The following is a 13916-nucleotide window of genomic DNA, read 5'->3' as shown; positions in this document are numbered from 1 at the left end:
GGTAATCAAGTAGCAAATATAATCCCTGTAGGATATACACGACATAAGCTTTCATCATGCAGCAAGCGCACATATTCTATGACATGTTCCGCCGCGGTGCCCGGGAAGGCTGCCGTGAGCCCCGCAATGCTGATCTGCTGCTGCTCGCGGATCAATGCAAGAATCTGCTCCCTGATATCTTTTGCCGGGGGGTGTTGGGCCTTGCGGCGGCACACATCGCATCCGCCGCAAGGCTGAGGAGAGGACTCCCCGAAATACTGCGCCAGCAGCACATTACGACAAGTTTCCTCGTTTTGTATATAAGCGATCATCTTTTGAACCCTGCGTTCATGCGCCTGCCGCAACTGATCGATATGCCGGGTATCCAGGCGCAGCTGCGCCGGCGCAAAACGATGATGCATCCAGTATAATGTACCGCCGGTAACAGCCGGCTGATAAGCGATAATGCCCAGCGCCGACAGGCGCTGAAGCGCCAGGTCGAGCTGTGGCTTTTCTATACGCAGCAACTTACTGACCTCAAATTCGCGGATCACCGTGGGATAGTGAAATATACTGCCGTACAGGCGCAGCAGGCTGGTTGCCACATAAGACAGTTTGGGCTCGGTATTTTCGAGATAATTGAGCGTCCTCCTGTCGGTAGTGAACTGGACCAGGGTTTGCATATTGGCGTTTTCATTCCATTGCCAGAAGCCTTCGCGATCCAGCAGGCGTATAGCGCTCAGGGTTTTAAGGGTCTCCAGCTCAAATGCATGGGCAAAAGCTACCGCGTCGAAGGCTTGTAATTGCTCCATGCCCTCGCCGACGGGCATTTTCAGGTAATCGCCTACCAAATGATAGACCTTGCGGATATACGCCTCCGGAGGATAATTGATCTCAGTGGATTCCTGCAGACGGATAATATCCTTGTGATCGTAGAGCAGCACTGCATGCGCCTTCAGCCCGTCGCGCCCCGCTCTCCCGGCCTCCTGGTAATAAGCTTCTATATGCTCCGGAGCATCGTAGTGGACCACCGTGCGCACATCGGGCTTATCGATACCCATACCGAAGGCCGTAGTGGCGCACATGATCTTTTGTACACTTGCCGTCCACTGCCGCTGGGCCTGTTCCCGTTCTTCCCGCGGCATACCGGCATGGTACACACCGGCATCGAAGCCTTCCTGCCGTAGCCTGATCGCCGTTTCTACACAACGCTTACGGCTCCGGCAATAGAGGATACCGCTGCCGGTGACCTTATGTAACCATGTTTCTGTATCACCGGGTTTGTTCTCCGTGTAGCGGATATGATAGAAGAGGTTTTCGCGTACAACGCTTTGCCGGAATACTGCCGGCGTACCCAGCCGTAATTGCCGGATGATATCCAGCTGCACTTCTTCGTTTGCCGAGGCCGTAAGCGCCAATACAGGGACACTGGGAAAACGTTCCCTCAATGTTCCTATACGCCGGTATGCCGGCCGGAAATCGTGCCCCCATTGAGCAATACAATGCGCTTCATCTACAGCGATGAGATTAAGCTGAAACGTGTCGCAATATTCTTCAAAGGCCGCTGTTTGCAAGCGCTCCGGCGACACATACAGCAACTTCAATTCACCGGCGGCAGCCTGCTGCAGCACAGTATTCATTTGCCGGCCGGCCATACCGGAATGGAGAAAAGCTGCCGGGATGCCGCGCCGGTCCAACTGCATTACCTGGTCTTGCATCAACGCGACCAGCGGGCTCACTACCAGGCAAAACCCTTGCTGTGCCAATGCCGGCAGCTGATAGCACAGGGATTTGCCGCCACCCGTCGGCAGCAGCGCCAGAGCATTGCCACCATCGATCACGGTATCGATCACTTCTTCCTGCAGGGGCCGGAATGCACTATAATGCCAGTATTGCTGTAACAGGTCTTTGATCAGGCTCATCCTCTTTGTTTCCTCAACTGAGATAACAAAAATACGGAGGATTAGGATCGCTTCTTATACAGACACAGAATGTATTCAAACGCCATCAAATTTGAGTGTATCAATTATTTTTATTTGATTAGTGTTGTGCAACACGCTACATTTGTTTTGCAATAGATACAAGGCTAAATATTGATCCTGTAAACAATCGAGAATGCCTGTAAAATCATTTATTCACAAAGGACTTAAAGTATTTTACACAACAGGAAATGGCTCCAGGCTTCCCGCCGAGCAGCGAAACAAGATAAACAGGATACTCGACATGCTGGACGCCGTGACCTGTATTGCCGATATTGAGCATCTTGGAATGGGTATCCACCGGCTAACAGGAAATCGATCGGGGGGAATGGAGCCTTGTGGTCACAGGCAATTACCGGATCACCTTTATATGGGACCCTCCAGATATTTTAGACGTTAATTACGAAGACTATCACTAAGATAAGACCTGAAAAAATCCGATAAAACAACTGAAATGAGACGAATGCTTCCACCGGTACATCCAGGTGAGATATTAAGAGAAGAATTTATTCTTGCACGAGGGTTAACGGTAACACGTGTAGCTGAAGCCCTGAATATCAATCGCACTACCTTGTCCCATGTTGTAAACGAACATGCCGGCATCAGTGTGGAGCTAGCTGTTAAGCTAAGTGCGGCATTTGGAAATAGCGCGCAATTTTGGATAACCCTGCAAAAAAACTATGATCTGTGGCACGCAGAGCAAACTATAGACCGCTCAAAGATTGTTTCTCTTGCCAGCTAATCCTATCCTTTTTCTTTACCTGACTATTCCGACATAGAAAATATGGACAAATTTGCGCCAGCCATGGTTGCAAAATCTGTCTAAACAACATTTACAACTGCCCACAGGGCAGGCTTAAGAACCGGAGGGTACTTCGTTCCTATATGGGGATAGTCCCTTTTCTTTATTACTGCCAGGGTCTATCTTTGAACCGCTAATAGTATTTCATTTGTAAACCCAGAGGCCTTTCCGCAGGAAAACCATTAAAGCAACAGCTCAAGTATGGTAAAGACGGCAAATAGGATACTGGCGATACCGTTGGTATTGGCAAAAGCCATATTTACTTTGCTCAGATCGTTGGGTTTTACCAGGAGATGCTGATAAACAAGCAAGCCGCAGAATACCGTAACGCCGATCCAGTACAGGATACCAAATTGTCCGAGCATACCGGCAGCAATAACAAACAGGCCAGAAAAAACATGCAGCAGGTTGGATACCCAAAGGGCTTTTCGCTTGCCCAGCGCAGCCGGTATAGAATGCAGCTTTTGTCCCCTGTCGAAATCTTCATCCTGGAGCGCGTAAATAATATCAAAGCCCGAAACCCAGGTAAACACCGTGAAAGAGAACAACAGCGGCAGCAGGCTGAAATAACCCGTTACTGCCAGGTAGGCGCCTATTGGCGCCAAGGCAAGGCCGGCGCCCAGCACAAGGTGACATAAGGCCGTAAACCGCTTGGTATAGCTATAAAAGAGGATCACGAACAGGGCCACCGGCGACAACATAAAGCAGATCTTATTGATCCACCAGGTAGTTGCTACAAACAGGAGGCAATTGACAATGGTAAAAATGAGCGCTTGCCTGGGAGCGATCACGCCGGCAGGGATCTCTCTTTGCGCTGTACGCGGATTAAGAGCATCGAAACGGCGGTCGAGAAAACGGTTGAATGCCATAGCGGCGCTACGCGCAAAGACCATGCACAGCAACATGAACACAAGCAGATACCAGTGAAAGGTCTGACGCTCGTAAGCTACCGCCAGGGTAAAGCCCAGGAGCGCAAAAGGCAAGGCGAATACCGTATGGCTGAATTTGACCAGGGAAAGATACTTGCCGATAACTGAGGCTTGCCGCGGCATAGCTTGTATATTGCTCATGAAAAATACGTTATTAAAAATTCCGGCTGCTTATTCAGTCACTTCAGCTTCGAAGGACAAGGAAACCCGCTCGGGATCTGAGTTGGAGACAACAATCAGGCTTTTGTGATTCTTGCCCACCCTTCCCTTGGTATTAAACTCGGCCACAACTTCTCCTTCCTTTCCCGGCAATACAGGCTCTTTGGAAAAAGAAGGCACCGTACAGCCACATGAGGTAATGACGTCGGAGATCATCAGGGGATGCTGTCCTGTATTTTTGAATTTAAAAGCATGCTTTATCTTCCCGCCTTCTTTTACTTTACCAAAATCGTAATGCGCTTCCGTAAAGGATACCGAGGTTTTGGGCATTGTCTTTACTTCCTTATCCCTGGCGTTCCTTTCTTCCAACTCCGTAGCATGCGGCGGCGGACTGCCTACACCATATTTATTGAATAAAGCGCGCGAGCTGACCCCGCTAAGCTCTACGATGGCGATCGTAAAAACGGACAGTGTAAGTATTGTAAGTAAGATGGTCTTGACCTGGGCGTTCATCAATTCGGTTTTAAAAGATTTTGATACAGGATACAAAGGTAATCCGAAACCGCTATAAAAAAATTTGCTCCATCGCTTTTGCCTTCAGGCGGGTCTCCTCCCATTCGGCCAGCGCCAGGCTCTCATAAGTGATCGCCCCGCCCGTATGATAGGAAAGATAGCCCTTGGCGGCATGATAGACCAGACTACGGATCACTACATTGAAATCGAAGTCGCCACTGGGCATCATATAGCCTATGGTACCGGAATATAGCGCCCTGCGCGAACGCTCGTATTGCTCGATCAGCTCCATGACCATTACTTTGGGGGCACCGGTCATACTGCCCATAGGAAAGGCCGCGTCGATGATCTGCCGGTTGGTAACACCGGGCAGGCATTCGCCGCTTACCGTAGAGATCAGCTGATGCACTTGTGGGAAAGAGTAGACGCCAAAAAGCTCCGGAACCGCTACCGTACCGGGCTTGCAGCTACGGGCCAGGTCGTTGCGCACGAGGTCAACGATCATCACATTCTCGGCGCGTTCTTTCGGGTCACTGCGTAAGGATCGTTTTAAATCCTCATCTGCGACCGGATCGCTGCTTCTGCGTACAGTGCCTTTGATCGGCTGGGATACCAGCCGATCCTGCTGCCGGAACAAGAAACGTTCCGGACTCGCACATACCAGCCAGGAGGCTTCATTGCGGTATAAGGCCGCAAAAGGCGCCGGATTAACCGTATTGAGACGGGTGAAGGTGTATACCGGATCAAGCTGCGGCACTGTCGCATAAGCTTCCGTGCAAAAATTCAGCTCATAACAATCGCCTTCTTCTATATGCCGGCGTATTTCTGCAATACAATCAAGATAATCTTCCTGGCCGAAACGGTATTGCCAGTCCACCCCAGATCCAGCAACCCCTTCATCTGCAACAGTATCCGGCATGGACAATATTTGCGCCAGGACCTGCGCAGGATCGACATGCACTGTAGCGACATGCAAGGTGTGGCTATGCGCCGGTATATAAACCACTGTCTCAGGGCAAAAGAAAAAAACAGTATCGAAGCCCGTGGTATGCGGATGCCGGCTGGATAGCTTCGGTTCCACATGATTCTTATAATCATAGCAAAGGTGACCGAAATACCAGTCCTCGCTATTGTCCGGCATATGATCGGAGGAATCGATCATACCCGCCCCTGCCAGCAGCTCGAAGCGTACGGGTGCATGATTGTAGCTGTTATTGTCCAGATAAGCAAAAATGCTGAAAGGGCGGAGCCAATTCAGCATTTTATTCTTTAGTTGCGACAGGTCCTCTTCCGCAAAGCTATAAGTAACGGAAGTACGTGCAGTCATTATTAGTAAAGCGAAAATTAAAAATCGTCGTCATCGTCATCATCAAAACCACCACCGCCGCCACCACCAAAGTCATCGAAGCCAAGATCGCTGAAGTCATCATCAAAGTCATCGGCACCTTTCTTTTTTGGCGCGGAGCTGCTGCTCTTCTTAGACTTGGGAATATCAAATTCTTCAAAATCGGGATCTTCATCAGCAAACTCGTCCTTGTTGAAATCATCATCTTCGTCGAGCTCATCATCATCGTCTTCCTCGTCATCATCGTCTTCGTCATCATCATCACGCTTAGCCTTTTTGGGAGCAGCTTTCGCAGTTTTAGCACCCGCTTTTTTCTTGGGTGCCTCATCTTCAAAAAGCTCCCCATCTTCGTCCTCTTCCAATTCGTCCTCTTCTTCCTTCTTTGCATTGGCGCTTTTCTTAGGCGCGGCTTCTTTTTTTGCAGGAGCGGCCTTTTTCGCCGCAGTCTTTTTTTCTGAATTAGATTTCATAACACACGAACTGTTAACAGGTTCTATAATTAGTAGTGTAAATTTTTATCAGTTTTTTGGTTTGGCAAAATTTTTTTTCAAAAAATATTTCGCCTGGTCGGTTGGTTATGCGCTGCAATTTAAAACAAAGTCAGCAATTGATCCCTGCCTGTGCCATTTGATATAAACTGTATGCGTGTTTGCAGGTAATCTTCTACAAAGCTACAATAGTTTTTAAACGTTTCAGGAAGCGCGTCTGCACTGTCGCAGCTGCTGATCGGGGTATCCCATCCTTTGAAAGAACGGTATACAGGAATGATATTCCGGTCGCAAATATCAAAGGGAAATTCTTCGCTTTGCTGACCATCCATATCGTATGCGGTAGCCACCTTGATCTCGTCAAAGCCGTCCAGCACATCGGCCTTCGTCATGATCAAACGGGTAACGCCACTGAGCATGCATACATAACGCAGCGCAACAAGGTCCATCCAGCCGCAACGGCGCGGACGCTTCGTTACCGCTCCGAATTCATGGCCTGCAGCCCTCAGGCGTTCGCCTGTCTCATCGTTCAGCTCTGTAGGGAAAGGGCCACCGCCTACGCGGGTACAATAAGCTTTGGTAATACCATACACTTCTCCGATCTTGGAGGGAGCAACACCCAATCCTGTGCAAACACCCGCAACAATAGTATTGGATGAGGTAACAAAAGGATAAGTACCATAATCGACATCCAGCATGCTGCCTTGTGCACCTTCAGCCAGCACTTTCTTTCCTTGTTTCAGCCGGTCGTTGAGCCAGTATTCGCCATTAACAATATTCAAAGAACGCAGGTAAGTGATCGCCTCAAAAAAATCGGCTTCCCAGGCTTCCCATTCCGGCACCTCTTCATACAGGCGCAGCATCTCCATATGCTTGCTCTTCAGACGTTGATAGCGTTCATCCCAATCAGCGGCCAGTATATCACCTACCCTCAGGCCATTCCTCCCGGTCTTATCCATGTAGGCGGGACCTATGCCTTTCAATGTAGAACCGATCTTCTCTTTCCCTTTAGCATGTTCTGAAGCGGCATCCAGTGCACGATGCGAAGGAAGGATCAGATGGGCTTTATGCGAAACGAACAGGTTCTTATCCAGTTGCACACCCAGGCTCTTCAAGCCTTCGATCTCCTCCCTGAGCGTAACCGGGTCTATAACAACACCGTTCCCGATAAGGTTCAGGGTTTGCTCCCGGAACACACCGGATGGGATCGTGCGGAGCACTACTTTTTGCCCGTTCACGTATAAGGTATGCCCGGCATTGGGGCCACCCTGGAAGCGGGCAATGATATCATAATCTGCAGCAAGGTAGTCTACTATTTTGCCTTTGCCTTCATCTCCCCACTGCAAACCAATTAATACGTCAACCATGTTGAATTTTTATAGCGAAAAGGCAAAAATAAAAAAAGGTAGTGGCTTAGAAACAAGAAAATCCAGTTTTTTTATTTCGCTTTTTTGGCTTAAAACTGCAAGCTTTCAAGCCTTGGCAGGCGGAATGCTCTTTTTATCCAACAATTCTATTACTTTGCAATACGCAGACGCTTCCCGCGCGTCCGCGTATATCTTTATTCGCAAATACCGGATCCAATAATACAATGAAAAAAATCGTCCTCGGCATCTGCTCCTTCAGCTTGATGGCCCTAAGCTACAGCTGTCATTCCGATGCTACCGAACAAACGCAGGGAACAGCCGCCACCACTGAAGAACCCAAAATAAAAGTGCCGGTATTCAACGCCGACAACGCCTACAACCACGTTGCCGCGCAGGTTACCATGGGACCACGTACCCCCGGCAGCGAGGCCCAGCTTAAATGCGCCGACTGGATGCAGCAGCAGCTACGCACCTATTGCGATACCGTCTATCGCCAGGAGACACAAGTGACCGCTGGCGACAAGAAAACGAAGCTGCGTTGCATCAATATCATCGGTTCCATAAGGCCACAGGCCAAACGAAGGATCCTGTTCCTGGCGCATTGGGACAGCCGTCCCTGGGCCGACCAGGATCCCGCCGGGAAAGATAAGCCTGTAGACGCCGCAGACGATGGCGCCAGCGGCGTAGGCGTGCTGATCGAGCTGGCCAATGTACTAAAGAGCCAGCCGCTCAACAATCCCGACCTGGGCATAGATATTTTGCTGACTGACGTAGAAGACTATGGCAAAACAGAATGGGGCGATAAGTCGTATGCCCTGGGTACGCAATACTGGGCCCAGCACCCGCATGTACCGGGATACAGGGCCGAAGGCGGCATATTGCTCGACATGGTCGGTGGCCGCAATGCCCGTTTCCCGCTGGAAGGCAACTCGCAGCAATATGCAGCCAATTTGCAAAAAGAAGTATGGACTGCAGCGAATCAGGCGGGCTATTCCTCTTATTTCGTTTACGAGAATGGTGGCACCATTACCGACGACCACGTACCTGTTAACGAGATCATTAAGATACCGACCATCGACATCATACACCTGCCGGCTGGCTCCCCTACAGGATTTCCCGACCACTGGCATACGCTCAAAGACAATATGGATGTGATCGACAAAGCAACGCTCAAAGCAGTAGGGCAAACACTGGTCCAGTTCCTTTACGAGCAATAGGGAACAAAATATCGCGCTGCAAGTCGCCAGGAGGAAAGTGCGACGCGCCCAGGGACCAAGGGGTGTTTTGTTTCTATACCAGGACAGCCGGGGAAAAATAAATTAAAGGAGCCGTAGCGCCGGTTGCCTTTCTCCTATGGATTTCATGCCCGGGTACCTAAACCGGACCGGTAATATCTATTTCATAAATCGCTTATATGCTTTCTGGATACCTTCTTCCGTCTCAGGCACCAGATATTCCATTCCCCGGTTGATCCTCGCCTGCACACTTTCGACAAACGGCCGGTAGGTTTGGTTATAATTTGCAAATGCCGTTTTATAGTCATCATTTGCGTGTAATTCTTTTGCCAGAATTGTGGCGCCCTGCATCGCCAGGCTTGTCCCCATACCGGTATGGAAGCTTGGTGCATACGCTGCATCGCCAATAAGCGCCACCCTCCCCTGAGTCCAGGTGGGCATGTGAATTTGGCAAACTTCATCAAAATACAAGCTGTCTGAATGGAGCATTGCGTCTAAAATTTCGGGGATTCTCCATGAACTGTTCTTGAAATTGTCCTTCAGTATCTGCCTATGCTGCTCATGGTTCCGGTAGTCCCAATCTAGTTTGGGCGACCTGAAAATAACAAAAGCGTTCACCGTATTTTTAAAAGCGTAGATCGCAGCCATCTTCCCGGGCTCGTTGTACATAGCTCCGGAGTTCGGTTTGTTCGGCTTTATATCCGGCGCCTGAACTATGGCACAGTATTCGCCGAAAAATTGCGAATACGCTTCCTCATTCCCGAAGACAAGTTTTCTTACGCCTGAGTGGACACCGTCTGCACCAAAAACGAAATCGAAGGTCCCGGTCGAGCCACTTTTGAATACCACCCCGACATTGTTTTCGTGCTGGGCCAGTTTTTCGATCCTGTCTCCAAAAAGAAACCGGACCTCTCCTTTCGGAATGTTTTCGAAAAGGATATCTATCAGATCATCGCGATGAATTTCAATATCGCCAAAGTATTCATCCTGGGCATTCAATGCAAAAGCTACGATCGTTTCGTTTTGGGCGTTTACAATTTCATCTGTGTGCACAAATTCCATCGATTTGATTTTTTCCAGGATGCCCATTTCTTTGGCAACATCCAATGCCTTACCCCTAACGTCGATAGGCGAGCCGCCCCTTCGCAGGCTTTCCGAAATTTCAACGACGGTTACAAAGTAACCGAATTGATTCAACCAATAGGCCAGGGTTAAACCTGCAATGCTCGCACCGGATATCAACACTTCCTTTTTCATTTTTTTATTTTTTATCAAAATTATCTACACCTTTACGAATAAAATAGCAATATGGCTACCAAAAATAGTCGTAAAACATATGATGGAGAAGGTGAGCAAACGAATCTTCTCAAGCTCGTAAACGACCTTGGCTACGATATTGGAGATGGCATGGTGCAGCATGTAGAGATGCAATACCAGAAAGGCTTTAATTTTTTGCCCGACCTTGCCATGTTTGCTGCTTCCTATTGGGTAAAGAAGACATTCAAACGTCAGGTTACGCCACCGAAGCACATCAAAAACAGTATTCGTTTTTTCTTCCATAACGCATTCGATTACGAGGTTCCGTCGCATCAAAAAGGAGGATTTAAAAAGACAGAAAAGCTACCCTACGTGCGGGTATTTCCTTCGGACGCATCCTATTCGAGTCTTTTCCGGAAAGGCACTCATGTAAAGGTCGTTTCGATCTTTATAAGCGCCGGTTACCTGAAAAGTTTTTTGGGAAATGACAGCGATCATTTCCGGTCCCTATTTGAAGGCGGCAATAATTTTCTGATTGAAGAAATGATGACTGATGATATCATCCGAACCGTGAACGACATCATCAAAGAAGAAGAACGGGAATCGTTAAATGGATACTACTACAAGCTAAAAGCTCTGGAACTGCTGTATTATTTATTTCAGAGCTTGAGCCGACGTGAAAAATCTGTTCATCAAAAACTAAACGCAGCTGACATAAAATCGATTTACAAGGTGCGCGACAAACTGGCTTCATCGCTGCATACGCCCAGCCCGATCGCGGAGCTGAAGCAGATCGCCGCAATGAACGAGCTGAAGATGCGCAGGATTTTTACGCAGATTTTCGGGATGGGTATCTATGACTATTATCAGCACATGCGTATGAAAGAGGCTGCTAGGCTATTGCGGGAAGAACATCTATCGGTATCAGAAGCAGGATATCTGATGGGATTTGAAAATCTCAGCCATTTTGCCCGCATATTCGAAAAGCACATCGGCAAAAAACCAAAGAAATACAGCAGCGAACTGTAGCGACAAACGGATCAACGAGATCGCCGATGAAAGCCATCTAAATAAATTCTTCAAAAGACACCGCTAGCATAGTCTTACAGCTTACAAGAAAGGAAAAGTGAAAAAAGAAGGCAAGCAAACCGCCTCGCGCCCTGTAGCAAGAACCTTAAGCGCCGGTGCTTCTTAAAGCATCCAATACGCTTCGATCCTAAGCTTCGTCCCATTTGGCATAGGATACATTGGGCAAATGTACCGACACCAGGATCCCCGATCTCGGCGAAGCGCTATGTTATGGCTGTCCTTTCTACACTGGGATCGGATGGCGCCTGCTTCCTAAACCGGGATGGCCGCTCTAATCCGTTCCCATTTCATTACTCATTTATTTTCCAAACAATACTTCCGTAAGGCTACCGGTGCGGCAATATATCATTTCTGCTCAGTTACATAGCGATCCTCCTCAGCTAATAACCCGCACGATTCTAGCAGGAAACAATGTGCTTTCTTGCAGGCGGGATGACTGTTTGTTGAGGAACACCGCAGAACACTTCCAACCGGCCGGCAATATCGCAGCAACCTTACGCGCTGAACAACCACCCCAAGGCGCAGCGAAGACAGGGGAGGATTTTTACTAAAATCGATGTCATGAAAAAGAAGAAGATCGGGTTAGACCGGAAATTAATCATCAGGAAAGAGACTATCAGCAGCCTGAACCCCAGGGACTTGGTTAAGATCGCAGGTGGAGATCCCCCTAGCGTGTCCTGCCCAGGCACTGTATGCCCCCCTCAGACAGACGAAAAGAGCGTCTGCAGGTGCATTATGAGCGGCAACCTGCATACCTGCAAACCTCCGGGCGAAACCGGTTGCTAATTGCTGCCGACAGTTTTCTAAACCGCATTAAAAAAAAAGGCCTGTCCATTCTTGGTACAGGTCTATTTTCATGCGTTTATCTGATAGCAATTTGTATTGCGCCTTATGGTCTCCGGTTGTCTATCCTATTCCCATCAAGGCACATATTTCTTCAACGAATCCAGCGGCGTATCACCGTTGAAGGTCTTGACCAGCTTGCGGTCTTTATCGTAAATATTGATCTGCGGCAATGTGCTATAGCTGTAAAGCTTATCTACGGCGCCGGCGCTGTCCACACCCACTTTGATCTCCGGATGGCTTCCGATGCCGCTGGCCTGGTAAAAGCTACCCATATAAGGCCCCATGGCCGCGCCGGCCATAAAGAGCACGTCATTCTTCTTAAAAGTCGTGATATTCTTCCCCATCAGCTTAGCCATTTCGATGCAGTGCCCGCAGGTAGGATTGAACAGGAACACGAAAAAATGGTTATTACCCTTAAACGCTTCGCCGGTATAGATCTTGCCGGTAGTATCGATCACTTTCAAAGCGGGTAGCGCTGCTCCTTTACTACGATACTGCGCATTGGCTTCCTGCCCCCGGGCAAAGAAACCTGTAGTCATCAATACAGCTGCGGCGAAGAATATTTTTTTCATCGGGAATGGTTATTTAAACAGAGCTTTCGAACTTTACGGTTCCAAATGTACAGTAAAACAAGTGATTCCATGCCGCCTTCTCAGAACAATAACATCCCTTTAGCCGAGCGATTACGCCCCCGCAGCCTGGACGATTTTATCGGCCAGCAGCACCTCGTAGGCGAGGGTAAAGTGCTGCGGCAAATGATCGAAAGCCGGCAATTGCAATCCCTTATTTTCTGGGGGCCTCCCGGCGTAGGCAAGACTACGCTGGCACAGATCATCGCCCACCAGGCAGAGATGCAGTTTTTCCAGCTGAGCGCCATTGAAAGCGGCGTGAAAGAGGTGCGCGGCGTGATCGACCTGGCCCGGAAAGCCGGTAAAGCGATCCTGTTTATCGATGAGATACACCGTTTCAACAAGGCGCAGCAGGACAGCCTGCTAGGCGCTGTAGAAAAAGGCATCATTTCGCTCATTGGTGCGACCACCGAAAACCCCTCTTTCGAAGTAATCAGCGCCTTGCTGAGCCGATGCCAGGTCTATATCCTGGAGGCCTTCAGCGAGGAGGAACTAAAGCGGATCGTGCTGCAGGCTTTTGAAAAGGATGCCTGGCTTAAGGCGCAGCAGGTAAGCGTATCGGAATGGGGCGCCCTGCTACAATTGAGCGGTGGCGACGGGCGCAGGATACTCAATCTGCTCGAGCTGGTGGTACAAGGCCTGCAGGAAGGGCAAAAAGAGATCACCAATGAGATCGTACAGCACATCGTGCAGCAAAAGATGGCCTTGTATGACAAAAGCGGCGAGCAGCACTACGATATCATTTCGGCATTCATCAAGTCGATCCGGGGCAGCGATCCCAATGCCGCCGTGTATTACCTGGCGCGCATGATCGAGGGGGGCGAAGATCCGAAATTCATCGCCCGCCGCCTGGTGATCCTGGCCAGCGAAGATATCGGCAACGCCAACCCCAATGCGTTACTGCTGGCCACTTCCTGCTTCCAGGCCGTTGAGATGATCGGCTACCCCGAATGCCGTATCATCCTGTCGCAGGCGGTTACCTACCTGGCTTCTTCGGTAAAAAGCAATGCTGCTTACATGGCGATCAACAACGCCCAGGCCCTGGTGCGGCAAACCGGGGACTTGTCTATTCCCTTGCCTATCCGCAATGCACCGACGAAGCTGATGAAGGAAGCCGGGTACGGTAAACATTACCAGTATGCACACGATTTTCCCGGCAATTTCGTGGACCAGGAATTCCTGCCCGAACAGATCGCCGGCACCACACTTTATGAACCGGGCGACAATGCGGCGGAACAGCGGCAAAGGGAGTACCTGCGCCAGTGCTGGAAAGAAAAATATGGCTATTAGGCCGGAAAG

Annotated in this window: 14 protein-coding genes; 6 read left to right on the top strand and 8 right to left on the bottom strand. The window is 49.4% G+C overall.

Annotated features, from left to right (window positions below; all coding sequences use genetic code 11):
* Positions 1 to 5 precede the first annotated feature (5 nt).
* Entirely contained in the window at positions 6 to 1901 is a 1896-nt protein-coding gene (locus DZK30_RS02835) for a RecQ family ATP-dependent DNA helicase (protein ID WP_118972558.1), read from the bottom strand.
* Positions 1902 to 2094: 193 nt separating this feature from the next.
* Between DZK30_RS02835 and DZK30_RS26540 the strand changes: the two genes are divergently transcribed.
* Both DZK30_RS26540 and DZK30_RS02825 read left to right on the top strand, forming a co-directional pair.
* A complete protein-coding gene (locus DZK30_RS26540; protein WP_394342374.1) occupies positions 2095 to 2358 on the top strand; it encodes a type II toxin-antitoxin system RelE/ParE family toxin in 264 nt (87 codons plus the stop codon).
* Between the two features lie 54 nt (positions 2359 to 2412).
* Entirely contained in the window at positions 2413 to 2700 is a 288-nt protein-coding gene (locus tag DZK30_RS02825) for a HigA family addiction module antitoxin (protein ID WP_118972557.1), read from the top strand.
* A gap of 242 nt (positions 2701 to 2942) precedes the next feature.
* Here the strand turns inward: DZK30_RS02825 and DZK30_RS02820 are convergent, their stop codons facing one another.
* The 5 genes from DZK30_RS02820 to DZK30_RS02800 form a co-directional block, all read right to left on the bottom strand.
* The gene (locus tag DZK30_RS02820; protein ID WP_240432842.1) at positions 2943 to 3830 is read right to left on the bottom strand and encodes a UbiA-like polyprenyltransferase; all 888 of its coding nucleotides are present in this window, start codon (positions 3828 to 3830) and stop codon (positions 2943 to 2945) included.
* 30 nt (positions 3831 to 3860) lie between these two features.
* Positions 3861 to 4361: a DUF1573 domain-containing protein gene (locus DZK30_RS02815; RefSeq protein WP_162902789.1), complete on the bottom strand. Its 501-nt coding sequence runs from the start codon at positions 4359 to 4361 to the stop codon at positions 3861 to 3863.
* Positions 4362 to 4413: 52 nt separating this feature from the next.
* Positions 4414 to 5688 (bottom strand): anthranilate synthase component I family protein, encoded by a 1275-nt coding sequence (locus DZK30_RS02810; protein ID WP_118972555.1) that lies wholly within the window; start codon positions 5686 to 5688, stop codon positions 4414 to 4416.
* Positions 5689 to 5705: 17 nt separating this feature from the next.
* Positions 5706 to 6176, bottom strand: a complete 471-nt coding sequence (locus tag DZK30_RS25630; protein ID WP_162902788.1) for a hypothetical protein — start codon at positions 6174 to 6176, stop codon at positions 5706 to 5708.
* A gap of 119 nt (positions 6177 to 6295) precedes the next feature.
* Entirely contained in the window at positions 6296 to 7561 is a 1266-nt protein-coding gene (locus DZK30_RS02800; RefSeq protein ID WP_118972554.1) for an adenylosuccinate synthase, read from the bottom strand.
* A 224-nt stretch (positions 7562 to 7785) separates the two neighbouring features.
* Here DZK30_RS02800 and DZK30_RS02790 point away from each other — a divergent pair, with 224 nt between their 5' ends.
* Entirely contained in the window at positions 7786 to 8778 is a 993-nt protein-coding gene (locus DZK30_RS02790) for a M28 family peptidase (RefSeq protein ID WP_118972552.1), read from the top strand.
* Between the two features lie 177 nt (positions 8779 to 8955).
* Here the strand turns inward: DZK30_RS02790 and DZK30_RS02785 are convergent, their stop codons facing one another.
* Positions 8956 to 10053 carry an FAD-dependent monooxygenase gene (locus DZK30_RS02785; protein WP_118973378.1) on the bottom strand — a complete coding sequence of 366 codons (1098 nt, stop codon included), beginning with the start codon at positions 10051 to 10053 and terminating at the stop codon, positions 8956 to 8958.
* 51 nt (positions 10054 to 10104) lie between these two features.
* On the opposite strand from DZK30_RS02785, the gene DZK30_RS02780 reads away from it, so the two are divergent.
* Together DZK30_RS02780 and DZK30_RS26535 are read left to right on the top strand one after the other, a co-directional pair.
* Positions 10105 to 11082: a helix-turn-helix transcriptional regulator gene (locus tag DZK30_RS02780; protein ID WP_162902787.1), complete on the top strand. Its 978-nt coding sequence runs from the start codon at positions 10105 to 10107 to the stop codon at positions 11080 to 11082.
* Between the two features lie 621 nt (positions 11083 to 11703).
* The gene (locus tag DZK30_RS26535) at positions 11704 to 11928 is read left to right on the top strand and encodes a class I lanthipeptide (protein ID WP_118972551.1); all 225 of its coding nucleotides are present in this window, start codon (positions 11704 to 11706) and stop codon (positions 11926 to 11928) included.
* 134 nt (positions 11929 to 12062) lie between these two features.
* Here the strand turns inward: DZK30_RS26535 and DZK30_RS02770 are convergent, their stop codons facing one another.
* Entirely contained in the window at positions 12063 to 12560 is a 498-nt protein-coding gene (locus DZK30_RS02770; protein WP_118972550.1) for a TlpA family protein disulfide reductase, read from the bottom strand.
* 69 nt (positions 12561 to 12629) lie between these two features.
* Between DZK30_RS02770 and DZK30_RS02765 the strand changes: the two genes are divergently transcribed.
* Entirely contained in the window at positions 12630 to 13907 is a 1278-nt protein-coding gene (locus DZK30_RS02765) for a replication-associated recombination protein A (protein ID WP_118972549.1), read from the top strand.
* The last annotated feature ends 9 nt before the right edge of the window (positions 13908 to 13916 follow it).

Source organism: Taibaiella koreensis (assembly GCF_003545715.1).
Lineage (GTDB): Bacteria > Bacteroidota > Bacteroidia > Chitinophagales > Chitinophagaceae > Taibaiella > Taibaiella koreensis.
This window is presented reverse-complemented; position numbering and strand designations above follow the sequence as displayed.

Bases quoted from the DNA above. Each gene is read 5' to 3' on its own strand.
- DZK30_RS02835 (WP_118972558.1), bottom strand. From the start codon at position 1,901: ATGAGCCTGATCAAAGACCTGTTACAGCAATACTGGCATTATAGTGCA.
- DZK30_RS26540 (WP_394342374.1), top strand. From the start codon at position 2,095: ATGCCTGTAAAATCATTTATTCACAAAGGACTTAAAGTATTTTACACA.
- DZK30_RS02825 (WP_118972557.1), top strand. From the start codon at position 2,413: ATGAGACGAATGCTTCCACCGGTACATCCAGGTGAGATATTAAGAGAA.
- DZK30_RS02820 (WP_240432842.1), bottom strand. From the start codon at position 3,830: ATGAGCAATATACAAGCTATGCCGCGGCAAGCCTCAGTTATCGGCAAG.
- DZK30_RS02815 (WP_162902789.1), bottom strand. From the start codon at position 4,361: ATGAACGCCCAGGTCAAGACCATCTTACTTACAATACTTACACTGTCC.
- DZK30_RS02810 (WP_118972555.1), bottom strand. From the start codon at position 5,688: ATGACTGCACGTACTTCCGTTACTTATAGCTTTGCGGAAGAGGACCTG.
- DZK30_RS25630 (WP_162902788.1), bottom strand. From the start codon at position 6,176: ATGAAATCTAATTCAGAAAAAAAGACTGCGGCGAAAAAGGCCGCTCCT.
- DZK30_RS02800 (WP_118972554.1), bottom strand. From the start codon at position 7,561: ATGGTTGACGTATTAATTGGTTTGCAGTGGGGAGATGAAGGCAAAGGC.
- DZK30_RS02790 (WP_118972552.1), top strand. From the start codon at position 7,786: ATGAAAAAAATCGTCCTCGGCATCTGCTCCTTCAGCTTGATGGCCCTA.
- DZK30_RS02785 (WP_118973378.1), bottom strand. From the start codon at position 10,053: ATGAAAAAGGAAGTGTTGATATCCGGTGCGAGCATTGCAGGTTTAACC.
- DZK30_RS02780 (WP_162902787.1), top strand. From the start codon at position 10,105: ATGGCTACCAAAAATAGTCGTAAAACATATGATGGAGAAGGTGAGCAA.
- DZK30_RS26535 (WP_118972551.1), top strand. From the start codon at position 11,704: ATGAAAAAGAAGAAGATCGGGTTAGACCGGAAATTAATCATCAGGAAA.
- DZK30_RS02770 (WP_118972550.1), bottom strand. From the start codon at position 12,560: ATGAAAAAAATATTCTTCGCCGCAGCTGTATTGATGACTACAGGTTTC.
- DZK30_RS02765 (WP_118972549.1), top strand. From the start codon at position 12,630: ATGCCGCCTTCTCAGAACAATAACATCCCTTTAGCCGAGCGATTACGC.